At 52.6% G+C, this 23,168-nt stretch carries 17 protein-coding genes and 1 pseudogene; 9 read left to right on the top strand and 9 right to left on the bottom strand.

From position 1 onward, the window contains the following. Window positions 1–16 precede the first annotated feature (16 nt). Window positions 17–1,237 carry a DegT/DnrJ/EryC1/StrS family aminotransferase gene (locus BUB30_RS24485; protein WP_073139371.1) on the bottom strand — a complete coding sequence of 407 codons (1,221 nt, stop codon included), beginning with the start codon at window positions 1,235–1,237 and terminating at the stop codon, window positions 17–19. Window positions 1,238–1,468: 231 nt separating this feature from the next. Between BUB30_RS24485 and BUB30_RS24480 the strand changes: the two genes are divergently transcribed. Together BUB30_RS24480 and BUB30_RS24475 are read left to right on the top strand one after the other, a co-directional pair. Then, window positions 1,469–1,798 (top strand): PadR family transcriptional regulator, encoded by a 330-nt coding sequence (locus tag BUB30_RS24480; RefSeq protein WP_073139369.1) that lies wholly within the window; start codon window positions 1,469–1,471, stop codon window positions 1,796–1,798. Then, the gene (locus BUB30_RS24475; RefSeq protein ID WP_084138350.1) at window positions 1,795–4,473 is read left to right on the top strand and encodes an ABC transporter permease; all 2,679 of its coding nucleotides are present in this window, start codon (window positions 1,795–1,797) and stop codon (window positions 4,471–4,473) included. The genes BUB30_RS24480 and BUB30_RS24475 overlap by 4 nt, the downstream gene beginning before the upstream one ends. Before the next feature lie 48 nt (window positions 4,474–4,521). Here BUB30_RS24475 and BUB30_RS24470 read toward each other — a convergent pair whose 3' ends face one another. The 3 genes from BUB30_RS24470 to BUB30_RS24460 form a co-directional block, all read right to left on the bottom strand. Beyond that, window positions 4,522–5,358: an ROK family protein gene (locus tag BUB30_RS24470; protein ID WP_073139719.1), complete on the bottom strand. Its 837-nt coding sequence runs from the start codon at window positions 5,356–5,358 to the stop codon at window positions 4,522–4,524. 123 nt (window positions 5,359–5,481) lie between these two features. Continuing rightward, complete coding sequence (locus BUB30_RS24465) at window positions 5,482–6,756, bottom strand: MFS transporter (RefSeq protein WP_245804159.1); 1,275 nt, start codon at window positions 6,754–6,756, stop codon at window positions 5,482–5,484. A 126-nt stretch (window positions 6,757–6,882) separates the two neighbouring features. Further along, window positions 6,883–7,638, bottom strand: coding sequence for a hypothetical protein (locus BUB30_RS24460; RefSeq protein ID WP_073139366.1), 756 nt, complete (start codon window positions 7,636–7,638; stop codon window positions 6,883–6,885). Between the two features lie 271 nt (window positions 7,639–7,909). On the opposite strand from BUB30_RS24460, the gene BUB30_RS24455 reads away from it, so the two are divergent. The 4 genes and pseudogenes from BUB30_RS24455 (at window position 7,910) to BUB30_RS24445 (ending at window position 10,767) form a co-directional block, all read left to right on the top strand. Then, window positions 7,910–8,419: a Cif family virulence factor gene (locus tag BUB30_RS24455; RefSeq protein WP_073139364.1), complete on the top strand. Its 510-nt coding sequence runs from the start codon at window positions 7,910–7,912 to the stop codon at window positions 8,417–8,419. Between the two features lie 259 nt (window positions 8,420–8,678). Continuing rightward, window positions 8,679–8,897: pseudogene (locus tag BUB30_RS35995) on the top strand (ORF6N domain-containing protein); the annotation flags it as partial. A gap of 31 nt (window positions 8,898–8,928) precedes the next feature. After that, on the top strand, window positions 8,929–9,207 hold the full coding sequence (locus tag BUB30_RS35685; protein ID WP_245804158.1) for a hypothetical protein: 279 nt from the start codon (window positions 8,929–8,931) through the stop codon (window positions 9,205–9,207). A 102-nt stretch (window positions 9,208–9,309) separates the two neighbouring features. Continuing rightward, complete coding sequence (locus tag BUB30_RS24445; RefSeq protein ID WP_073139361.1) at window positions 9,310–10,767, top strand: glycoside hydrolase family 140 protein; 1,458 nt, start codon at window positions 9,310–9,312, stop codon at window positions 10,765–10,767. 61 nt (window positions 10,768–10,828) lie between these two features. On the opposite strand, the gene BUB30_RS24440 is transcribed toward BUB30_RS24445, so the two are convergent. Together BUB30_RS24440 and BUB30_RS24435 are read right to left on the bottom strand one after the other, a co-directional pair. Then, a complete protein-coding gene (locus BUB30_RS24440) occupies window positions 10,829–11,800 on the bottom strand; it encodes a helix-turn-helix domain-containing protein (protein WP_073139358.1) in 972 nt (323 codons plus the stop codon). Window positions 11,801–11,841: 41 nt separating this feature from the next. Next, the gene (locus tag BUB30_RS24435; RefSeq protein WP_073139355.1) at window positions 11,842–12,819 is read right to left on the bottom strand and encodes a c-type cytochrome; all 978 of its coding nucleotides are present in this window, start codon (window positions 12,817–12,819) and stop codon (window positions 11,842–11,844) included. A 639-nt stretch (window positions 12,820–13,458) separates the two neighbouring features. Here BUB30_RS24435 and BUB30_RS35830 point away from each other — a divergent pair. From BUB30_RS35830 to BUB30_RS24425, 3 genes are all read left to right on the top strand, one after another. Beyond that, the gene (locus BUB30_RS35830) at window positions 13,459–13,587 is read left to right on the top strand and encodes a hypothetical protein (protein ID WP_262485810.1); all 129 of its coding nucleotides are present in this window, start codon (window positions 13,459–13,461) and stop codon (window positions 13,585–13,587) included. A 148-nt stretch (window positions 13,588–13,735) separates the two neighbouring features. Then, entirely contained in the window at window positions 13,736–15,127 is a 1,392-nt protein-coding gene (locus BUB30_RS24430; RefSeq protein WP_073139352.1) for a hypothetical protein, read from the top strand. 53 nt (window positions 15,128–15,180) lie between these two features. Then, window positions 15,181–16,590, top strand: a complete 1,410-nt coding sequence (locus tag BUB30_RS24425) for a hypothetical protein (RefSeq protein WP_073139349.1) — start codon at window positions 15,181–15,183, stop codon at window positions 16,588–16,590. A gap of 116 nt (window positions 16,591–16,706) precedes the next feature. Here BUB30_RS24425 and BUB30_RS24420 read toward each other — a convergent pair whose 3' ends face one another. The 3 genes from BUB30_RS24420 to BUB30_RS24410 form a co-directional block, all read right to left on the bottom strand. Next, on the bottom strand, window positions 16,707–18,221 hold the full coding sequence (locus BUB30_RS24420) for a RagB/SusD family nutrient uptake outer membrane protein (RefSeq protein WP_073139714.1): 1,515 nt from the start codon (window positions 18,219–18,221) through the stop codon (window positions 16,707–16,709). A 17-nt stretch (window positions 18,222–18,238) separates the two neighbouring features. Beyond that, a complete protein-coding gene (locus BUB30_RS24415) occupies window positions 18,239–21,604 on the bottom strand; it encodes a SusC/RagA family TonB-linked outer membrane protein (RefSeq protein WP_178377184.1) in 3,366 nt (1,121 codons plus the stop codon). A gap of 215 nt (window positions 21,605–21,819) precedes the next feature. After that, window positions 21,820–22,851, bottom strand: a complete 1,032-nt coding sequence (locus BUB30_RS24410) for a FecR family protein (protein ID WP_073139346.1) — start codon at window positions 22,849–22,851, stop codon at window positions 21,820–21,822. Window positions 22,852–23,168 lie beyond the last annotated feature (317 nt).

The raw sequence follows: 23,168 nt of genomic DNA, 5'->3' as shown, positions 1-23,168 counted from the left end.
GATGGCGCTGGGTCCGTTAGTCGTGGCGGACGGCGTGTTGTATTTTTTTTATAGCCGCGGCAAACTGTTCCATGTCTTCCTTTGAGCCGAGCATGGCATGTTGCAGGATCCACACCGCTTCCTCATAGCAGGCGCGTTCGGCCACGGGGCAATGCACGCGCGTGTAGTCCACCGTGTCCGGAAGGGCATAGCACATGAAGTTCTTTTGTTGAAATACGGGCTGTTCATAAATCGGTTTGGGATAGCCCATGAACGCGGGGACACCTTCGGCGGCGAGCATTTCGGCAAATTCCTTTTTTGACAGTCCTCCGAATTTCGATTTGTCGTAGCGAAAAATAAAGATGTGATAGGTGTGCACCGTTTCGCCATGTCCGCGGGTGAGCGGCGTGATGCCGTCGATGGGGGCCAGCAAGCTGCTCAAATACTTTCCATTCGTGTCGCGCACCCGGGTTTGTTCCTCCAGACGGGCAAGCTGTTGTGAAAGGAGCGCCGCCTGGAATTGTGTGATGCGATAGTTGCAGCCCAGGTAATGATGCTCATACCATTGACCGCCCTTCACCCGGCCGACGTTGCGCAGCGAATTCATCATATTATAGAGTGCCTCGTCATCGGTCACCACCAACCCGCCTTCGCCGGCGTTGAGGTTTTTTGATGACTGAAAACTAAAACAACCTGCGTGGCCGATAGACCCCAGCTTCTTTCCTTTATATACGCCGCCATGGGCATGTGCGGCATCTTCGATGACGGTGAGGTTATGTTTTTTCGCGATGGCCATGATGCGGTCCATGTCGCAGGCCTGCCCCGCAAAGTGTACGGGGATGATGGCTTTTGTGCGCGGGGTGATGGCGGCTTCGATCTGGTTGGGATCGAGGTTGTAGGTATCCGGCGCGATGTCTACAAAAACGGGAACACAGTTCGCCTCCACCACGATGGAGGCCGTGGCAATGAAGGTGTAGGGCGGCACGATCACTTCATCGCCCGGCTTCACACCCGATGCCATGAGCGCCAGTCGCAACGCTACGGAACCATTGGCACACGCGATGGCGTATTTGCTGCCACAAAAAGAGGCAAATTCGTTTTCAAACTTTTCCACCAGGCCGCTGCAATCCGGGTTGCCCCACTGGCCGCTTTGGGCTACCTGGGTAATGGCGGCAACATCGCTTTCATCAAAAACCGGCCAGGTAAAGTTCCGGGTCACGGTCCGGGGTCCTCCGCGAAGGGCAAGGGTCTCTTTCATTTTTATTCTGATTTAGGAAGATGGGCAATGCAAAGTTTGATGGCTACCCGTAGCATCGTTTGTTGTTTTTAAAAGAAATCAGTTCCAGTGAAAGATACATATTTCTTTCAAACCCTCTCGACCTGAACCACCAGGAAAATCTGTAACCTTTCCGTCCTTTTCGAGTAAATCTCCAAAACGCTTTTTTTTCTGAAAGGCATTGCCTTTATTTACTTAACAAAACATAAGCAAATGGGCAAAGAATATCTCGGCGAATTCGAAGAATTGATCCTGACCATGGTGGGTGTGCTGCAGGAAGAGGCGTATGGGGCGGCGATTGCCGAGGAGATCGAAAAGCGTCTGAAGCGCGATGTGAACCTTAGCGCGGTGCACGTAACCTTGTACCGCTTGGAAGACAAGGGCCTTATAAAATCCAAAGTAGGCGGGGCGACCAGCGAACGCGGCGGCCGGCGCAAACGGATCTATACCATCACCAGCGCGGGCCTGGCGCTGCTGCGCACGATGAAAGAGACCCGGATGGATCTCTGGAAGCTCATCCCCCAATTAAAAATGTCGGTATGACCTCCAAACCTCCACCGCCTGGCTGGGCGCTTCGTTTTCTGCGATCGATTTGCCCCGATCACTTAGCAGAAGAGATCGAAGGCGACCTGATCCAGAAGTTCGAATCGGACATCCGGCGGCTGGGATTGTCGCGGGCCCGGCGACGATTTGAATGGAATGCGATGCGGTATCTCAGACCGGGCATCGTGCTACGAAATAAATTAACCTATTCACTTATCAACACCATTATGTTGCGCAACTATCTCATCATCGCGTTTCGGAATGTGACCAAGAACAAGGTCTTTTCGCTCATCAACATTTTTGGGTTGGGCACGGGGCTGGCGGTTTGTTTGCTGATCTTTCAGTTTGTGTCGCACGAATTGAGTTTTGATACATTTTTTGATAACGCCGACCGCATCTATCGTGTCACCAACGACCGTTTTCAAAATGGCAAGCTCATCCAGCATGGCACGATCACGTATCCCACCATCGGTCCGACCATGGCCAAAGACTACCCTGAAATTGAGATGTATACGCGTCTCATGCCCGGTGGCGATATGAACGTGAAGATCGACGACAAAATATTCCGCGGCGAAAATTGCCATTTTGTGGATGAGCATTTCCTGTCGGTCTTCAGCTTTCCTTTGTTGGCGGGAGATCGCACGTCGGCTTTGAAGGAGCCGTATGCACTGGTGTTGACCGAAAGCGTAGCCAAAAAATATTATGGTGTTACCAACGGCGACTACACCAGCATCCTTGGCAAAACATTGTATTGGGGGCTTGACAAGCAGCCGTATAAGATCAGCGGCGTATGTGCCGACAACCCTGACAATTCGCATATCACTTTCGATGTGCTGGTGTCGTATGCGACGCTCATCCGTCCTGAAGAACACGGTGCCGACGACAGTTGGACGTGGTCGGATTTCCGACATTACGTCGTATTAAAACCGGGCATAGATTACAAAGCATTCGAAAGCAAGTTTCCCGCTTTCAGCGACCGTTATTTTAAAGGCGACAAGGTGTCGGGCAGCGTGGAGAAATTTTATTTGCAGCCGCTGAAAAAGGCGCACCTGTACTCCGACTATGAATATGACATCGCGCGCACGGCCAGTGGCAAGGCAGTGTGGGCCATGTTGATCGTCGCGATTTTCATTTTAGTGATCGCGTGGATCAACTACATCAACCTCACCACCTCCCGGGCACTGGACCGCGCGAAAGAAGTGGGCTTGCGCAAAGTGATGGGTGCGCTGAAAACACAATTGGTGCGGCAGTTTATATTCGAATCCGTTCTCATCAGTCTGATCGCGTTTGTGTTAGCCCTAGTGATCACCTGGGTCTCGCAATCCTCGTTCAACGAAATTATCGGCAGCCCACTGTCGTTGCTAAAGGTGTTGGGTGAGATGCAGGCTCCGTCGATCATCATCGCCGCACTGGTGCTGGTGTCGGGTGTGCTGTTGGCGGGATTTTATCCGGCCTTCGTGCTTTCTTCTTACCAGCCGGCAACGGTCCTGAAGGGCAAATTTCAGCATTCGTCGGGTGGGAAATTTATGCGAAAGGCCCTGGTCGTTTTCCAGTTCACGGCTTCGGCTACACTCATCACGGGAACGCTCATTGTTTCCAAGCAGTTAAAATTCATGAACGAAGCCGACCTGGGCATTGCCATCCGGAACATCATGCTCGTGGATCCACCCGAACTCACCGCCTGGGACTCGACCTTCATGACCCGCGTGGAGAACTATAAGGATGAACTCACCAAAATCAATGGCGTAGTCAGCGCGGCAACGTCCAGCCGAATCCCCGGCAACCGGCTTGGTCGCACATTCGGGCTCCGGCTCGCAGAGCAACCTTCCGACACACACTACACCATGAGTTTTTTTGGCGCCGACCATAACTTCATGGACACCTATGATGTGCCGCTGGTGGCGGGACGAAAATTTCTACCCACTGACCACAAATTTAATTTCGGCGACATCAACAGTGTGATCATAAATCAGAATGCTGTAGAGTTGTTGGGAATTGCCAACGCGCAGGAAGCCATCGGGAAAGAAATATTGGATGGCGATTTGAAGGTGCACATCGTCGGCGTGGTGGGCAATTTTCACCAGGAGTCGCTGAAGAAACCGATGGAGCCCATCGTGTTCGTTCCTACCTACAGCACCTATGCTGAAACGTCCATCAAGATCAAAACGTCCGATCCAAAACCGGTGATCGCACAGGTGGAGGCCGTCTTCAAAAAGTTTTTCCCCAACAATGCCTTTCAATATTCATTCCTGGAAGATCGTTATAACCGCCAATACAATGACGAAGACCGCTTTGCAAAAGTAGTGACCATTTTCACAATGCTGGGTATTATCATTTCTTGCCTGGGATTAATCGGTCTCTCCTCCTACACCGCCGTTCAGCGCACAAAAGAGATCGGCATCCGCAAAGCCCTGGGGGCATCGCGTTTGGGTATCATTTCGCTTTTGTCGGCCGACTTTATCAAACTGGTGGCAGTGGCCATTGTGCTGTCGTTCCCGCTGGCCTATATGGCGATGGAGCAATGGCTGTCGAACTATCCATACAAGATCGCCTTGCAATGGACGCTTTTTCTGCTGCCTGCGGTGACGATACTGGTTATCGCGTTTGCGACCATCAGCTTCCAGATCTTTAAAACGGCGAAGACAAACCCGGCAGACACGTTAAAATATGAATAAGCATATCCGAAGATCGAACGTGATTCGTCGCAGCGAACACGTTTGATCTTATGACGGGTCAGGCACCAGCGCCGCAGCGCCCAGCAAAGCAATGTTTGGGTTTTTCGACTGATAGAGCTTGAGCCGCTTCACGGACTCGGGGTAAATAAAATCCTGGAGGGAAGCATGAAGGGATGCCTTGTATAAATCAAACGCCTTCGACAGCGATCCACCCAACACGATGGCCTCGGGATCATAGGCATACATCACACTCTTAATGGCCTGCCCCATGTGGACGCCGAACGCTTCCCAATATTTCAAAGCCTCGCGATCGCCTTGTTGTGCCAGGCGGCTGGCTTCCTCGCCGCTGAGGTTATAGTTTACGCGAAAGAAATTGCCGCTGGCATAATATTCCATGTTATGATCGAGGTAGGGCAACAAGCCGATCTCACCCGCGCCACAGTTGGTGCCCGAAAAAAGCTGGTGGTTGATGATGAGGCCGCAGCCCAATCCCGTGCCCGAAGAAACACCGACGCCGTTCTTCACGCCCTTCAATTGTCCGAAGCGGTGCTCGCCCAGGGCAAAACAATTCACGTCGTTGTTCACATAGACCGGAACATGAAAAGCGTCGTGCAAAATATCTTTTATGGGCACACGCTCCCACGACGGAATGTTGGCCGCATTGAGCACGACACCTTTGTCGACGTCCACCACCGAAGGCACGCCGATGCCGATGCCCGTCACGTCGTGGTCGAAGAGGGGGCGAATAAAGTGCATCAACTCGTCGAGCGTTTCGCGCAGGCTGCCCCGTGTGTTGAACGGGGCATTTCGTGGATGAATGATCTCGCCACCGCGTTCGAGGCCAGCCCGGATGTTTGTTCCTCCTACATCAACTCCAATAACCATGTTTTTCTGTGATGATTTGACGGAAGCGAAGTAAGTAAAAACTTTGCGCAAGCCGAAAATGTGGTATGCAAACTTTTATGTTCCACCCTTTTCCAGGGGATGATTTTTTGTTGACCGAAAAAATCAAGAAATAGGGGCTTGCAAACGCGGTGTCAGGCCGTGAAGGATGGCCAGCGCCACCAGGTAAGCCGAGCCGGCCACCACAAAAAGTGGGGCGTAGGAATGGGTTGACTGCAACAAGAATCCCGCGGTGGTTGCGCCGAACATTCCTCCAATGGCACCGACGGTGCTGCCGATGCCCACTGCAGAACCCACCGCCTGCCGGGGAAACATGTCGGAAGGCAAGGTCAACAAATTGGCAGACCACGCCTGATGTGCTGCCAGGGCCAGGCCGATCAACCCCACCGCTACCCACAGGTCCGTAGTCTGCGACGCCAGGTACACCGGCGTCACGGTAATGGCCGCCAGCAACATGGTGAACTTTCTGCTTTTGATGACGGACCATCCGCGGCGGATGAGGTGTGAAGAGAACCAGCCACCGACCAGGCTTCCCAGATCGGACATGATATAGATGATCATGATAGGGACGCCGATGTTATCGAGGGCTAGACCATGCTGACTGTTGAAAAATTTTGGCAAAAAGAAAAAGTAGAACGAGAAGATGGGATCACTCAAAAATTTTGCCAGCGCAAAGGCCCATGTCTGCTTGTACTTCAACAACTGCATCCAGGGAACCTCCGTGGTGGGCTCGGGCGGGTCGCTTTGAATATAGCCCAGTTCCGATTTGGAAAGTTTGGGATGTTCACGCACGGGGCGATAGGTGGCCAGCCAAAACGCCAGCCACACAAAGCCCGAGGCGCCGGTGAGGATGAAGGCCCACTGCCACCCGTAGTGAATGGCAATGATGGGCACCGCGAACGGCGCAACGATCGCGCCGATGCTGCTGCCGGAAAGAAAAATGCCGGTAGCCAGCGACCGCTCTTTTATGGGAAACCACTCCGACACCACTTTGACAGCGGCCGGAAAATTGCCGGCCTCACCCAAACCCAGCGCAAACCGCGACCAGCCAAAACCCACCGCGGTGCGGGCGACAGCGTGCGCCATGGCGGCCACACTCCATATCAACACCGAAAACGCATAGCCTCCCCAGCATCCAAACCGGTCCATGATCTTGCCCATGAACAGGAAGCCGATGGCATAGGCCACTTGAAAGGCGGTGACGATCAGTCCGTATTGTGACTCGGTCCACCTCAGTTCGGTTTGCAGTTGTGGCGCGAGGATGCTCAGCACCTGGCGGTCGATGTAGTTGATGGCGGTGGCAAAGAAGAGGAGTGCGCAGATGCGCCAACGGTAATAGCCAATAGCCGTGACCTTTCCGGATGGTATTTCTATTTCCAAGCGTATGGGAAATTACCCGTTGCGCCATACGAAAATCGCAGGCATTCCAAAACAAGCTATGAAATTCCAGGTGCTTGGACGAAGATTCACACCCATTTTTATGCAGGCGGCGACGCCACCCGATTTTTACCGCCTTCTGTAGCAATCCAGGATTTCCAACAAATCATTTTTACGATCTAACCGGAGCTGATATTTATCCCTGCATGCTTTTACTTTATCGTACAGCGGCGCTGTGAGCGTTTTTAACACGTCCCTGTCGAGCACCTTGTTCTTCATTTTGGAGCGGTTTGTACCGCCTCCGGCAATATCTTTTTCGGTGATCTGAAGGTAAGGCTTAATCACACCTGTGCTATCCCTAAAGTAGATCGTTTCCGCCTGTGAAATGATGATCTGAGTATTAAAGCGCCTGGATCCGGTGACAGTGGTTCCCGTTGGAGTGGCAAAAACGAGTGGCGTAGCCTTTGCCCAAACTTTCTCGTCCATTGCCAGCGGGTCTAGTCTCGACAGCACGGTGAAACTTCCGAAATCCCGGAGCAACTCAAAAAATAAGGGACGTACAATATCAGTATTCATCTCCACGGCGGGATAGGTATAAAAGATCCGCTGCTTGCCCGTCACGGCATCCGTGAATTCGAATCCTGCAATGTTTTGTGAGTTGAATGCCCGTGTACTTGTTCCATCCTGAAAACTCAGAATATTATCATTGTCGTCATAGCGCAGCAAACCTTTCAGTTCGGTGCCATCATTGGTCAAAACCGATCCTTCACTCCACTCCAGGTTGCCAACGGCGTACGGAGATTTTTCTTTTTTCTGACTGAGCGCGGGAAAGTACGACACTGTGGCGAACAGGACTAAAAACAGGGGAAAATTATATCTGCGCATAAGTTTTGAGATAACGATATGCTCGTTGCGACCGGGAGAACACCCCGGCACAGAGCTCCATTTTTAAAGATAGAACTTTATCCGCACGCATCGCAAGACCCATATAAAAATGTCGGTTGGCATATAGTCACCGTTAAATCCACACCAGACAAACGACGTTTGTACGGCAATCCGGATGAATGCCGAGCAGGACCCTGCTTCCGTCTCAACGTGGAGTCGCCGAGCGGAACAATTACGTTTATTCGATAACTGAAATCTCAACAGGACGCCTATGAAAACCTCCCTAACCATCGCCTTACCCTTCGCTTTGATTGCCTGTCTCCTCTTCGCATTCCGCACCCGTCCCAATCCGGGCACCGTTGCCGAACAGGACGAACAAGCCATTCGCCGCATCATTGAGGCGGAAACCGCCGCCTACTTCAACAAAGACAGCACCAAACTCTTCAGTTTCTATGTCGACGACCGCATGACCCAAAGTGCCTGGAACATGCCCAACGGATCGTATGGCGCCCATAAAGGATTGGCCCGTATCCACAAGAACTTCACCGAAGCCTTTCGCAAAAATCCAAAGCCTCAACCCCAGCCCAACATACAGCGATCGCAGTGGTTCTTTCAAAAATTCTCCAACGAATGGATGTGGGTCAACTTCGTTCAGGAAACGGATGGTGCGGATGGGAAGCGGTACACGAACTATGAGACACGGATCATGAAGAAGGTGAGTGGTGAGTGGAAAATCACGGTGATGTATTCGTTGGGGGATCATGGGGTGGGGAGTCATTAACAGCGCGCCTTCGAACTAACATCGAACACTCATGCATCATTGCGGTCGGTTTCAGGAGAGGGCGCAGTGGCCTGCGTTGTTTGTCGGGTTTCGTTTTAATTTGTCTGGAGTATATCCGCGTTTTCCTGTGTCGAAATTCGGGATGTCTTGGATTGCGGGCGTAAATCTTTATGCAGCTTGTGCCTGAGACATGACGTGGGTCGGACTGCGATTTTCTTTCAGTGACATTTCTTAAGCTCACTTATTTAAGCTTAACAAAATGACCGATAGCCTAACCGTTTCAGATGACGCTGCGATCAGCAAGATCCACATGATCCGTGGACAAAAAGTGATGCTCGATATGGACCTGTCTGCACTCTATGGTGTAGAAACCCGGTATTTGAAACGGCAGGTGAGGCGAAATATCGAACGGTTTCCAGAAGATTTTATGTTTGAGTTAGCGCCAGAGGAACTGGAAAACTTGAGGTGCCAAACTGGCACCTCAAGTTGGGGCGGTGTGCTATGCGCCCATGGCTTTTACGGAGCAGGGCGTGGCGATGCTTTCGAGCGTTTTAGGCAGCAAAAAGGCTATCTCTGTAAATATCCAGGTGATCCGTGTGTTCTCGCGGATGCGGCAGCTGCTGATCACTTCAAAAGATATTTTATTGAAACTCGAGCAAATCGAACGAAAGACGGATCAACACGATGACGACTTCAAGGTCATTTTCGCGTACCTGAAAGAACTCCTGGAACCGCCTCCCGCCGTGCCGGTTCGAAAGATCGGGTTTAAACATGCGAAGGATGAGTAGATCCGGATCCGTTACGTGGCGGTCATAGCAATCGAATGGCATGGGAGAACAGGTTAGGGAATAAAAAATTCTTTAGTATATTCTCGCACCCGAACCGCTCTTATGAAAGCCTGCACCACCCCTTGTTTTCTTTTTCTTCTTTGCTCATCCTTCCTTGCCCCGGGGCAGATCAAGGTGAGTGACAACAACCGCCTTCTTGCCACCAAAGATGGCAAGCCTTTCTTTTGGCTTGGCGACACCGATTGGGAATTGGTCCACCGGCTGACCCGCGAAGAAGCCGAAGAATTTATATCGCTTCGCGCCGCGCAAGGTTTCAACGTTCTGCAGATCGTGGGGCTCACTGAATTCAACGGCATCCGTCACCCCAATCGTTATGGTGATTTTCCGATCAACAACGAAGACCCGACCCAGCTGGCGGAGACGCCCGGCAACGATCCGAAAGATGCGTACGCCTATGATTATTGGGACCACGTGGATTTCGTTATCCGGAAGGCGGCTGAGAAAGGTATGTACATCGGACTGCTGCCGACGTGGGGCGATAAGGTGACACAGATGTGGGGAGAAGGGCCGGTGATCTTCAATGAAAAGAATGCAGAAGTATACGCCGCCACCCTGGCCAAGCGCTACGCCCAGGATTGGAATGTGATCTGGATTCTCGGCGGCGATCGCCCGGCGATCCAAACCGCCAATCCCGATGCCACGCGAAAGAGTTTTGATGACCGGTCCATCTGGACGGCCATGGCGAACGGCATCGAAGGCGTGCTGGGTAAGGAGGCATTCATCACCTATCATCCTTCGGGCGGCGAGTACTCGACTTCACAACAAATCCACACCGAACCCTGGCTGGACATCAACACGTTTCAATCGGGCCACGGCGCCCGCGAAACGCCCGCCTGGGATTGGGTGAAGCGCGACCTCGCCCTGAAGCCCACGAAACCCACGCTCGACATGGAGCCCTGTTATGAAGACCATCCCGTGAATCCCTGGGATGGAAAATGGACACGCGCCCGGGGTTATTTCACGGCCTACGATGTGCGTGCGCGCATCTACCGCGGCATCTTTGCCGGCGGGTGCGGAGTTACCTATGGCCATCACCATGTCTGGCAATTTCTCGACACCACCCGCAATCCGCCCATCAACGTGGGCGACACCCTCATCGCCTGGCAAAAGGCGGCCCGGGCCGAGGCTGCCGGCGAGATGCAGTACCTGAAAGACCTGATGTTGTCGCGACCTTATTTCTCGCGCATACCCGACCAAAACCTGATCGCCTCCGCACGCGGCACCACCTACCTGGATGTGATCATTGCCACGCGCGATTCCAACGGATCATATGCTTTTATTTATTTGCCCCAAAACAGTCCCGTGAAAATTGACGTCAGCAAAGTGAGCGGCGACACTAAAAACGTGTGGTGGTTCGATCCGCGTACCGGAAAATCTACTGCGGGAAAGAGCGTGAAAGGAAACGGCATCAAATCGTTCACGCCGCCACCGGGTGGCAAAGATTGGGTGTTGGTGATCGACGACGCCTCAAAAAAATTCTCAACACCCGGAGCGCATTAAAGAACGACGACAACAAGAATGGCGTCGCGTTCTTTCCGGCGAATAAAAGTCAATAGTCAAACTATTTTTTAACGTCCTTGGGCGTGAGTCCGAACTTCTGTTTGAAGGCGGTGGAGAAGTGATTGGCATTTTTGTAGCCGATGCGCGCCGCCACTTCATTGACGCGAAAGCCACCTTCTTGCAAGAGCGACTTGCCGAGGGCGAGGCGCTGGTCCAGGAGGTAGTCGAAGACCGAGGTGCCGAAGAGCTCGCGAAAGCCCTTCTTCAATTTAAATTCGTTGAGCCCGAATTGGGTGGAGAGTGATTTCAGCGAATGCTCTTCCGTCAGCGCGTGGTCGAGGTAAGTTTTCAGATCGTGGAAGGTGTCGCGATCTTTCTTTCGCAAAGCCTGAAGATTTTTGCCCACCGTCAATTTTTCACCTACCTGCAATGCCACGATCTCCATCACTTTCGACTCGACATAGAGTTCTTTGATCTTTCCGGTGAGGGGCGTGCTGAACAAATCGACAAAAATGTTTTTCATGGCCGTGCCGGCGTGGATCGGGCCGCTGTTGAACGGTTCTTCGCGCCGCAGGTTCTTCTGCAGATCGGTTGTCGGAATTTCGAACGTATCTAAGAGGTTTGTATAGTAGTCGCGGTTCATGGCCAGATGAACTGTGCGTACTTTTTGGGGCAACACAAGTTGGTAACGGCTGTCGGGAATGTAGTTGAAGTGATAGCGCGAGGCCTGCAGGCGCGACCGGATCTTGCTGGAGTCGAAGCGGATCTCGTACTCGGTTCCGGCCATGCACATGCAGAGGTTTACATAGTCCTCCATACGGCTGTCTTCAAAATCTACTTTGAGTGTCTGGCTGAATTCGGCCCGGATATCGCGGATCTGGTAGTGCGGTGCCGTGATCACTTTTTCACTGTAGACGCCCGACAAGGCACTTTGTGACACGACGTGTTCATAGTCTCCTCCCTGCGGCAAGGCCTCCGCATGTTTGGTGAAAGACATGACATCCTGTTGGGTGACAGCGTACAAATTGGGCATGCGTATAAAAGATGGAGCCGGCTCCAAACCGGCTCCTGCTTTTACGGAAGAGGGGTAAACTTCGTTACAGGATTTGCAATCGGCTTCAGGGTTTTCAGGTAGGTATAAATGGCCGCGAGGTCGCCTTCGGTCATGTTGGCGTACATGGTCCAGGGCATGACAGTGTTGAAATCTTTGGCCGGATCGACCGCCCGATGGCTGTTGGCGCTGTCGCGATAGGCGGTGAAGCGGGCGACAAAAAATTCTTTAGACCAATTGCCGATGCCCGACTCGTCGGGCGTGATGTTGGCCGAACGCAAGTCGCCGGAGGGGATGGTGAAGAGGCGGCCACCCGCAAAAGCAAACGCGTCGTCGTAGGCGCCTTTGTCGAAAGGGGTGTGGCAGTCATAACACGCCGCGGCATTTACCAGGTAGGCGCCGTACGCCAGCACATCGGTGGTGTCGGGGCGCTCGGTGAATGCGGCTTTGGCAGGCAGGGTGTTGATGATGATGTTCATGGGAAAATCCGAGTGCGAGGCAGGCGGTGTGTTGACAATGGGTGCCAGCGTGCGCACGTAGGCGATCACCGCATGGATGTCGTCGACGTCCATTTTGCCATAGTGGCCATGGGGCATCACGGGGAAGATCGGCTGCCCGTTCCGCTTCACACCCGTGGTCACGGCGCGGAAGATCTCGCCATCGGTGTAGGCGCTTAGCGCGGCCGGGGTGATGTTGGCGGCATAGTAAACGCCGGGAAAGCCCGACTTTTGATCAAACCGAAAGCCTCCCTGTCCCAACGTGCCCGGCACAATGGGTCCTGAAAATTCCGCCCAGTTGCGCGTGCTGTGACAATCCATACACACCATGACGTTGTTGGCCAGGTAGCGGCCGCGTTCAATTTGCGCGGGGCCCGCGTCCACTTTCATAATTGGGGCGGCGCCGACGTCGGGCAGGAACTTAGCGACATAGAAGATAAGGCCGGCAATGCATAGAACGACAAGTCCGAGTACGAGTCCGGCAATCTTTAAGAACTTTTTCATAGGGAATAGGGAGACAATAATTTGGATAATATAGGACAAATATTTGTATTCCTGGTAGTACGGAGGTAGTAGGGTTGGGTTTGGGGGGAGAGTACGGTGGAGGGAATCTTAAACGTACGTTATCGGGAGCCGGGGGTCAGGAGCCAGTAACCAGTAGTCAGGAGCCAGTAGTCAGTAGCCAGTATTCAGGGTCAGGTACCGGCCTAAAATTTGGTGCCGGTGTCTGCACTGTGTTAGGGAGAATATCTGCCGTGGTGAAAAAGAAGACGGGCGAAAAAAATTACGTGTTGTTATATTCCTATTACAAAGAAATTAATTTTTGTGACGACGGCGGTTCAGCTTATTGAGGGAATGTCCTGAGATGATCTTTGCGTAAGGTCTCATATCTCTTCTACCGATCGGACAAGTGGCGACGAATTTTTGATCGGGGCTTTGGTCATGCATTGGCGATATCAACTTTAATTTGATTCCCAGCAAAAATGAATTACATTAGTATATACTCCTTGATCCTCCCAGAACAATGCGCTCCCCCCACTCCCCTCTTGCAACGCGTTGATCGAAACCTGTTCTTACAGACCACAGCCCACCTGGAGTAAATAGTCTATAGTCCTATTTCTTAATCTTATTCAACCTACTAACATGAAGAAGTGCCTCCTCTGGATGGCGTTGCTCGTTGTTGGTGCAACCCTCCAAACCTGTAAGAACGACTCAGACCCGGTCGCTCACAAAGTTCAATTCACGTCCAGCCTTCTTGCTGCGTTGCCTTAGGGCGATCGCACGTGATCCATTGCGTCTGCGGCTTTGTCACGCAGTCTTCGCTCGTCCTTCGTTCTTTTGTTGTCGTGCGCATGGAGCTCGACCGTAATGGGTCACCCCGAAGAAAAAAATTGTCTATCTCAAATAAACTTTACCTCTCATGAAAAAACTTCTCTTTTGGATTGGGGTGCTCACGGTTGGCGCATCCCTCCAGCAATGCAAGACCGAAAGCAGTCCTGCCGCGATTCAAAGCGTTCAATTTTCGTTCGGCCTTCGGTCTCAGCCCTCGGGTGGTCGGACGGAGACCGCGGAACCTACCGCGTTATTGATCAGTATCGAAAACAGTGCGGGTGATCCCGTGTTCACACACAAGCGCATAAACTTGCTGCACGTAGGTTCCAGTGTGATGACAGAGCCCGTTCAATTGCCTACGGGCACCTACAACATCACCGAATTCCTCCTGGTCGATGACGCCGGTGTGGTTTTGTATGCCACTCCAAAAGTTGGATCACCTTTGGCCAGCGCGGTCACGCATCCCCTCCCCTACGCTTTCACCGTGTCGGCGGATGACGTCACAACGGTGGTGATGGAAGTGGTCGACGTTTCGCAAAACACGCCGGAAGATTTCGGTTATGCTACTTTTGATATTAACCTGGTGAACACACTCCAGGTGGCCGTGTTTATCAACACCGGCGGCGAACTTGTGCTGACTACGGCCACAGCCATTCTCGATCACGGCGACGAAGTGGTCGGCAACTATTCCCTCGAAGCAAAAACCAACATCCTTCCCTTTGCGGGTGACCCGCAGGCGTCTTACCGCCTGATCGTGATCAAGGAGGGGTTCAAAACCTACGTCAAGGATTTTATCTACAGCGAATTGCTCGCCACCCTGAACGGCGCGCCGCTGCAAGTTGTGTTGCATCAATTCACTATCCTGGTGAATACCGCAGAGGGATTTACGGCTGACTTCCGGATGAGTGTGGGAGCACTGGAAGGCTCCACCTTCCATGTGGATTGGGGCGATGGCACATCATCGGATGATGTCTTCGAACACACCTACACTACCGTCGACCGGTTTGAAATTACCATCACAGGCGATGTGGAATCGATCATCTCGATCCGACTCGCTTACGATCAGCCCAAGATCGAAGCCATTGATGTGCAGGCCCTGACCAACCTGAATGAGTTCTGGGCCGTGCTGACACCGGGACCCATTTCGATTGATCTCAGTCAAAACACGCAGCTCACTTCCGTAGCGTTCGCAGGCGACCGGATACTGCATCACGTGTTGCTTCCCGCAGCCAATACCATCAGCTACATGGACATTCAAGGCCCCATTGATCTTTCAACGGCAGAGGTAGACGACATCATTCAAAAAATTCATGATTCGGCGGTGCTCCGGAACACACGGAACGGCCGCTTCCTGCTCGACAAAAACTGGGCGATCCCGACCAACGAAATGGTGGGGCCGCCTTCATCCATCTCCGTGGAGATGCTCAGAGATCTGAAGGAAAACTACGGTTGGTCAATTGTTCCGGATCCGGGTGCATAAGGACATGCGCCTGTTTCAAGTGTCTTATCATCAAACCTTAGCATTATTCAATCATGAAAAATATTCTGTTTTGGATCGGCCTCGTCGCGATGAGCACAGCCCTCCAATTTTGTAAGAATGAAAATAGCCCGGTTGCCTTGCAAAAGGTTCAGTTCACCTTCGGCGTTCACCCTACTGCCCCATCCGGTGGCCGGATCGAAACGGCAGAGCCGGTTGCCTTGTTGCTCAGCCTGGAGAATAGCATTGGCGATCCCGTATTCACCAGCAAAAGAATAGCCTTGCTGCACATCGGTTCCAGTCTCATGACCGATCCCATCGATCTCCCGCCGGGCACGTACACCATCACCGATTTCCTGCTGGTGGACGATGACAACAACGTGTTGTATGCCACACCAAAAGCAGGATCCCCCCTGGCCACGGCCGTGACCCATCCCCTTCCCTACGACTTCGTGGTTTCCAACGCTGAAGTCACCAACGTAGACATGGAAGTCGTTGACGTATCCCAGCGCATACCCGAAGATTTCGGCTACGCTACCTTTCAGATCAACTACATCAACACCTTGAAGGTAGCCGTCTTTGTTTCCATCGATGGGGAAGTTTCGATGACCACGGCCGAGGCTACCCTCACGCACGGCTCAACCACCATCGGAACCTATGCACTGGAAGCGCGAACCAATGTGATTGCCTTCTCGGAAGAACCGAACATGATCTACCGGCTGGTCGTGACCAAGGAAGGATACCGGACCTACACGAAGGATTTTATCTTTAGCGAATTGTTCGCCGCGCTACATGGCGAGCCGTTGAAAGTGTTGTTGAACCAATTCACCATGCTGGCCGTGGTCGACGACGACCTCTTTTTCTCATGCACCATAGGCGGCGGTGCCAGCAAAACGATCGAGGTAGCGTGGGGCGATGGCACGCACGAAGAAATAGCCTTTCCTTCGGACGTAGAACCGACGGGACTCAATCACACCTACCCGGCCCCTGGCAAGTATGAGATCTCCATCACGGGCGCGCTCGAAACCGTCTGGTGGTTCTCGGCCGGTTTTAACCTGGGCAAGATCGACGCGATCGACTTCCAGGCATTGCCGAATCTCAGGGTCATGCTGATCAATCGCAATCACGGGCCTGAAACCGTAGACCTGAGTTTGAATCCGGAGCTAGAGTCTGTTGCTGTGGAAGGCATCCCCCAATTGAAACATGTCATCCTGCCGGCCACCCATCACATCTTCGACATGAACATCAATGGCCCCAATCAACTCAGCACAGACGAGGTGGATGCCATCATCAACAGCCTGCTCCTGTCCGCCGATAGGACCCGGCCCGGTATACTCCAGTTCGATCGAAGCTTTGAAGAACCAACCAACCTGATGGTTGGTCCGCCTTCTCCCGTCGGCATCAGGGATTTGACCTGGCTGAAGGTGATTGGCCGTTGGACCCTCATACCGGATTTGGATATTTGATTTCAACGAAACGCGGTTTCATCGTTAAGCGGTTCATCCGCATCGGCGATGGGCACAAAATAAAACAACCAGCAAAATGCTGGTTGTTTTATTTTAAGAACACTTAGCCAATGCGCCTACCAAGGATCGTTTTGCACCATCTTGTTGTTGGTGTTGATCTCGTTTTGCGGGATGGGGAAGTATTGGAACTTGTCTTCGTAGAACTCGCGGCCTACTTTGTCGCTGTTGGTGATCTCCTGTTGCAGGAGGCCCCAACGCTTGAGGTCATAGAAACGAAGACCTTCGCGATAGAACTCGATCATGCGCTGGTGGCGGATCTCCGCCATCATGGCGTCGGCAGACATACCGGGCGTCAGATCGGCCAGGTGGGCGCGTTCGCGAACACGGTTCATCAGCGGGTAGGCTTCGCTCTGACGACCCTGCATCGTGAGCGTTTCGGCATACATCAGCAGAACGTCGGAATAGCGGAGAACTTTTTCGTTGATCTCCGAGATCCAGATGCCTTCGTTGTTGTTGCGCCAGTTTTGATACTTGCGGATCCGGGCCTTCGAGTTGAAGGGATTCGAGAACGACGTATAGGGCAGATTGTAGTAGGTTGCTCCGGGATAATCCCATACCAGGGAAGCATACATTCTGGGATCAAAATCGTTGTCCGTAGTTTTCTCTTTTTCAAACTCGTTGAAGATCTTGTCTGTCGGGAACATTTCGAACCAACCGGCTACTTCGGTGGGAGCAAATTCCTGCGCAGTGGTGACACCTTGCGATTCGTTTGCATTTTCACCGTTCCAGGGCGCGGTTCCTCCTACGTTCTGGATCTGGATCTCGAACAACGACTCTTTGTTGTTGTCCATGCCGGCGATGAAGTTGTCTTCATAGTTGGCGAGCAGATCATACGTGAACGGCGATTGCGGCTGGCCATTGGATTGGGCCAACAGCTTGAACGTGTTTTCGGCTTCGGGCCAGTTCTTGGTATACACATAGGCTTTGCCCAGGTAGCCCAGCGCAGAACCTTTTGTTGCACGCCCCACACCGCTGGCATCATACGACACCGGCAGGCCTGCGGCGGCATCCTTCAGATCCGTGACCACTTGTGCCCATACATCGGCTTCGGGTGATTTTGCTACGAATGCATCGTTAGCCGTTTTCGGCACAGCGGTAATGACCGGCACCGATCCGAAATTGATGGCGAGGTTAAAGTGATTGACTGCGCGGAGGAATTTTGCTTCCGCTGTCAACCGCGCCTTAAGGTCGTCGGCCAGTTCACTGCCCGGCAGATTTTCAATCACCTGGTTAGCGCGGAAGATGGCGTTGTAGGCACCGGTGAACATGCTGGCGGGTGTGCCCGTGGTAGCATTGTTCGTGAACGTCGAGAGCTGATAGAGATCTTTCACGTCGTTGCGGATGAACGAGTCATCGCCGCGGCCGTTGGTGAGCTCGATGCCTCGCACGGCCCAATAGCCGTTGTTCACATCCTTCCACACTTTGTAGGAAGCTGCCAGGCCCGACTCAAAGTCGGATTGCGTCTTCCAGAAATTTGCCGTGGTGAGGCTGTTGGGATTTACCTGGTTCAGTTCATCCGTACACGCCGACACTGCGAGGAGCGTCAGCAAAACAATTGTATATCGTTTCATCGTGTTCATGTTTTAAATTAAAAGGAGAGTTGAACGCCAAATAAGGAAGTCCGGGGCAGCGGGTATGACACGTGGCCAAAGTCCACACCGCGATCCAGCACAGAGTAAGGCAATCCGGTATCCTGACGGCCGATGTCGGGGTTGAACCCTTTGTAGCCGGTGATGGTGAACAGGTTGTCGAAGCTCACATACAGACGGGCAGAAGTGATGCTCGCGCGGGTCACCAGGTTCTTCGGCAGCGTGTAGCCGATCTGCAAGGTCTTGAAGCGGAGATACGATCCATTTTCCAGGAAGCGCGTCGACGTTTGCGAGTTGTAGTTCGGGTCGTTGATCACGGCACGCGGCATGTCGGTGTTCGTGTTCGTAGGCGTCCAGGCATTCTTGGTCGACGCTGCATAGTTTTCCTCGAGGCTCATGCTTTCCAGATCCTGACGGAAACCGTTGTAGATCTTGTTGCCTTGTGTTCCCTGGAAGAAAATGGTAACGTCGAAGTTTTTCCAGGCTGCATTGCCACCAAAACCGTAAGAGAATTTCGGTGTCGGGCTGCCGGCATATTGACGGTCGTTCTGATCGATCACACCGTCGCCGTTGGCATCTTCAAACTTGATGTCGCCGGGTTTGGCATTGGGTTGAATCAGCTGACCGTTCTTCTGGTAGGCGTTGATCTCCTCCTGTGTCTGGAAGATACCGGCATCTTTGATCAAATAGAACGATCCTACGGGCAAGCCGGCTTGTGTTACGGTAGCCGAAGCACCGTGGTGGGTGGGCTGGCCGCCAAAGATCTGCTGGCTTCCGGTTCCGAGGGCGGTCACCTCATTGTTGATGGCGGTGAACGTGCCGGTCAGTTGATATTTGAAATCGTTGACCTGGTTGTTGTAGTTCAATGCCAATTCAAGACCCTTGTTGGTGATGCTACCGGCATTCACATACGGGTTGCTTCCGCTGGCACCCGACGACAACGGCAGGGGCACCTGCAACAGGATGTCGGTGTTCTTGCGGATGAAGTAGTCGGCGGTCAGGTTCAGTTTGTTACCAAAGAAACCCCAGTCGGTACCGATGTCGAACGTTTTCGAGCTCTCCCACTTGATGTTGGGTGTGGCAAACGCGGTTTGTGTCGATCCGTTCCAGAGGTGCTGATCTTGTCCTGTCACATAGTTGATGTTGGAGTTGATGGTGGGCGAATACAGGTAATCAGGAATTTCCTGGTTACCCAGCACACCATAGCTGGCTCTCACTTTCAAGTTGGTCACGACAGGTTCCAGCACGCTGAAGAAGTCTTCGTTGGACGCGTTCCAGGCCAGGGCCACGGAAGGGAATGTACCGTACTTGTAGCCATTACCAAACCGCGACGACCCGTCGCGGCGGAACGTACCGGTAATCACATAGCGGTTGTCGTACGAATACACGAGGCGTCCGAGGTAAGAAAGCAAAGCATATTCTTTCGCGTTGCTACCCACCGAGGCGTTGGCCGTACCGGCGTCGAGCACTTCGATGCCGTTGGGCATACCGGTCTTGTAGCCGGTGAGCGTGCGGTATTGCGTGTTCTGATAGGTGAAACCACCCAAGGCCTGCAAGCTGTGTTTACCAAAGGTCTTCGTGTAGTTCAGCGTATGCTCCTGGAGGAAATAATTGTTCTGGCTCTTGAACTCGGTGAGCTTGGAGAGTTGGTTCACAAACAAAGCACCCACCTGATACGGCGCAATGTAGTTGAAGTTGTTCGCTGCGGTGTTGGTGTATCCAAAATTGTATTTGTATTTGAGGCCTTCGAGAAGGGTTACCTCGGTAAACATATTGAGGATGGCGGTGTTGGTGTTGTTCCTTATTTTTTGAAGGTTCAACGATGCCACCGGGTTCGCCACGTCCACTACAGGTCCATAGGCGCCGCTGTAGCCTCCTACGGCTGCAGGATCGTATACATTGAATACCGGGATCATCTTCGTCGCGGCTTCCACGGGGTTTCCACCTTGTCCACCCAAGCCCGGAGGTTGCGGTCTGGCATTCTCGCGGGTGAGGATAAAGCTTTGTCCAAATTTGAAAATGCCTTTGGTGAACTCCGACTTCATGCGCAGGTTGATGCGCTCATAGTTGGTGTTCTTCACGATACCATCCTGGTTGAGGTATCCACCCGACACGTTGAAGTTGTAGTTCTTTCCACCACCACCGGCGGAGAGCGTATAGTTCTGCACGGGGGCAGTATGATAGATCTGTTTCTGCCAGTCTGTGCCGGCAGTTGTGGGTGCAGGATTGTTGGCTGCATCCAGGCGCGCGAGGCCTGCGTTGTCGTGGGCGGCGTTGCTCACCGCGGCCCAATCGGTCGCGTTCAACACGTCCATCTTTTTTGTCACGTTCGCCACGCCTACATAGGAACTGAAATCGATCTTGATGTCGCCTTCCGCTCCGGATTTCGTGGTGATCAGCACCACACCGTTGGAAGCACGCGAACCGTAGATGGCGGCGGCTGAAGCATCTTTCAGGATGTCCATCGACTGAACATCCGAAGGGTTGAGGTTGTTGATGTTGTCCACCTGAACACCGTCCACAATGTACAGCGGGTTGTTGCTGTTCAGGGAGCCGGTACCGCGGATCAATATTTTCACACCCGAGCCAGGCTCACCGCCGGCAGATTCAACCTGCACGCCGGCCGCACGGCCCTGCAATGATTTTTGGATGGTGTTGGATCCTTGTGTTTTCAGATCATCGGCCTTGATGGAAGAGATCGATCCGGTAACATCCTGTTTGCGCTGTGTACCATAACCCACCACCACAACTTCGTTGAGCGATTGCAGTTCGGGAACCATGATCACATGGATAGTCGTTTGCGATCCTACCACGACCTCCTGCGAGGCATAACCGATAAATGAAATGACCAATACAGACTCTTCGTTGGGAACGGAGAGCGTGAATTTACCGTCGGAATCCGTGGTTACCCCATTGTTGGTACCTTTCACCACCACGTTCGAGCCGGGCAAAGCCTGACCATCGGTGTCGGTCACCTGACCAGTTACGGTAACCACGCTTTGCATGCGCACCGCCTGCTCATAGCTGCTGGCGGGCTCCTCTGCTGTGGGAGCGGGTTTAAGAATGATTTGGTTGCCATCCACTTCGTACGAAATGCTGGGGCCAAGCAGTTCGGCCAGGGCGTCGCTGACCTTCACATCCGAGATGGCCATGGATACAGGGCCGATCGAACGGATCAGTTGCGACTGATAGGTAAATTTTACCTGTGCTTCCTGTTCGATGAACTGAAGCACAGACTTGATACTTTTCTTTTCAACGTGCACGGAGATCTTCCGGTCCAATATTTCCTGACCCTTCGATTCGAACCCATAGGCCCATACGCTGAAAATGCCAGCCATTACTGCTTGTATCAACGTTAATCTCATAAGAGCAATAATTTTTTTAGGAATAGGTTTATTCATACCTTTATTAGGTTTTGAGTGTAACAATTCAAAAACGAACGCCAGGTTCATCCCTTGGAAAAACCCGGTATGAGGCCGGTAATGCTGCAACATTATCGGCCTGCTTTTTTTGGTCAGATAGAATTAGCTCATAGTATCCGGATTAGGTTTGGGTAGTATGTCATTTTGATAATATCCATTTAATTCGCGCATCCATGGCTTTGCAACACGATGCGGGTGCCCTGCACTTCGAACGTCCCGCCGATGGCCTTGCAAATGATTCTCAACCGTTCATAGAGTCCTTCTTCCGAAAACACCGTAGTGAGTTCGCAGGACTGCAAGGTTTTTTCGTCATACAAAATTTCCACCGCATACATTTTTTCCAGGGTTTTCAGAATGGCCACTACCGGCTTCTCGTCAAACGTCAACACCTGCGCTTTTTCGGCTTTGGCCACCGGCTGGGGATCCTCCACCAGGGTCGTGGTCACCTTTTCTTCCTTCAGGTTGAAAATGGCTTTTTGGTTGGGCACCAGGATCGCCTCTTCCTTCACCGATTTGGTCAGTCCAAAATTCTTTTCCACCTGGCGTGACACCGAAACCCGTCCCGTTCTGACGGCCACCACGATCGCCTGATCGTCTTTGGCGGCATGCACCGAAAAACTGGTGCCGAGAACTTTGGTGATCACGTTCTTCGTATAGACCAGGAACGGCCGGCGCTGATCGTGCGCCACCTCGAAAAAGGCTACCCCGGTCAGCTGCAATTCACGTCTCTCTTTTTTGAAAGGCTTGGCCAACCGGATCGTGCTGGACGGCTGGAGCGTGACAACGCTGCCATCTTCCAGTGTCACCACCTTGGGTTCTGTCTCATAGTTGGTGATGATCGTTTCGGTTCCGGAGGCTATTTCAAAGTTGCCCTCTTCTACGAGTGTACGTTTAGTGAGAAAGAAGCCCACGCCCACACAGATGAACAAGGCTGCGGCCACGCCGGCAATTTTCCAGTACACGCCCAGCGTTTCTTTCTCTTTTTGGTCGTGCATGCGAAACGACAATTTCTGCCACAGGCTGTCCTCCAATTGTTGTTGGCGGTCTTCGTCCATGGAAAAGTTTACATCTTTTCCAATGGAATCATACCATTGCTGCACCAGGGCCTGCTCTTCGGGAGTGCAGGTTCCTTTTTGATACTTCACGAGCAGCTTCTCAAATTCCTTTCGGGGGATGGGGTTTTCGCGCATATATCAGTAGAAGACGAGGAAGGCGGGGGAATCCCTAAATCGATTTCGGAAAAAAATCAGGAGCCAGGAGCCGGAAGCCAGGAGTCAGGAGCTTGTTCTCGGCATTCTAGTAGCCAGTAGCCAGTAGTCAGTAGCCGGAGAAGACAGGAGCTTTGTTGGTGGCAGTCGGTTGCCGGTGTTAGTCAGGAGTTTAGCTGGGCGGGTTAGTGCTGAGGGCTGAAAGGGCGGGGCAATGGTCGGGGCCGAAAGTTCGGGACCAGGGAGTTAGGGATGCAAGTGTGTAATCCGGTGGGCGGAATTTTTGAAGTCAGCTACTA

It is taken from the genome of Chryseolinea serpens (assembly GCF_900129725.1).
In the GTDB taxonomy this organism is placed as follows: Bacteria; Bacteroidota; Bacteroidia; order Cytophagales; family Cyclobacteriaceae; genus Chryseolinea; species Chryseolinea serpens.
Note: the sequence above shows the minus strand (reverse complement) of the source record. Positions and strands in the feature narration are given on the sequence as shown.

What these genes read in the sequence shown, in the direction of transcription:
- BUB30_RS24480 (WP_073139369.1), top strand. Translation starts at nt 1,469, where the DNA reads ATGGGCAAAGAATATCTCGGCGAATTCGAAGAATTGATCCTGACCATG.
- BUB30_RS24430 (WP_073139352.1), top strand. Translation starts at nt 13,736, where the DNA reads ATGAAAAAACTTCTCTTTTGGATTGGGGTGCTCACGGTTGGCGCATCC.
- BUB30_RS24475 (WP_084138350.1), top strand. Translation starts at nt 1,795, where the DNA reads ATGACCTCCAAACCTCCACCGCCTGGCTGGGCGCTTCGTTTTCTGCGA.
- BUB30_RS24485 (WP_073139371.1), bottom strand. Translation starts at nt 1,237, where the DNA reads ATGAAAGAGACCCTTGCCCTTCGCGGAGGACCCCGGACCGTGACCCGG.
- BUB30_RS24415 (WP_178377184.1), bottom strand. Translation starts at nt 21,604, where the DNA reads ATGAGATTAACGTTGATACAAGCAGTAATGGCTGGCATTTTCAGCGTA.
- BUB30_RS35685 (WP_245804158.1), top strand. Translation starts at nt 8,929, where the DNA reads ATGGCTTTTACGGAGCAGGGCGTGGCGATGCTTTCGAGCGTTTTAGGC.
- BUB30_RS24435 (WP_073139355.1), bottom strand. Translation starts at nt 12,819, where the DNA reads ATGAAAAAGTTCTTAAAGATTGCCGGACTCGTACTCGGACTTGTCGTT.
- BUB30_RS24410 (WP_073139346.1), bottom strand. Translation starts at nt 22,851, where the DNA reads ATGCGCGAAAACCCCATCCCCCGAAAGGAATTTGAGAAGCTGCTCGTG.
- BUB30_RS24420 (WP_073139714.1), bottom strand. Translation starts at nt 18,221, where the DNA reads ATGAAACGATATACAATTGTTTTGCTGACGCTCCTCGCAGTGTCGGCG.
- BUB30_RS24460 (WP_073139366.1), bottom strand. Translation starts at nt 7,638, where the DNA reads ATGCGCAGATATAATTTTCCCCTGTTTTTAGTCCTGTTCGCCACAGTG.
- BUB30_RS24445 (WP_073139361.1), top strand. Translation starts at nt 9,310, where the DNA reads ATGAAAGCCTGCACCACCCCTTGTTTTCTTTTTCTTCTTTGCTCATCC.
- BUB30_RS24440 (WP_073139358.1), bottom strand. Translation starts at nt 11,800, where the DNA reads ATGCCCAATTTGTACGCTGTCACCCAACAGGATGTCATGTCTTTCACC.
- BUB30_RS24470 (WP_073139719.1), bottom strand. Translation starts at nt 5,358, where the DNA reads ATGGTTATTGGAGTTGATGTAGGAGGAACAAACATCCGGGCTGGCCTC.
- BUB30_RS24455 (WP_073139364.1), top strand. Translation starts at nt 7,910, where the DNA reads ATGAAAACCTCCCTAACCATCGCCTTACCCTTCGCTTTGATTGCCTGT.
- BUB30_RS24425 (WP_073139349.1), top strand. Translation starts at nt 15,181, where the DNA reads ATGAAAAATATTCTGTTTTGGATCGGCCTCGTCGCGATGAGCACAGCC.
- BUB30_RS35830 (WP_262485810.1), top strand. Translation starts at nt 13,459, where the DNA reads ATGAAGAAGTGCCTCCTCTGGATGGCGTTGCTCGTTGTTGGTGCAACC.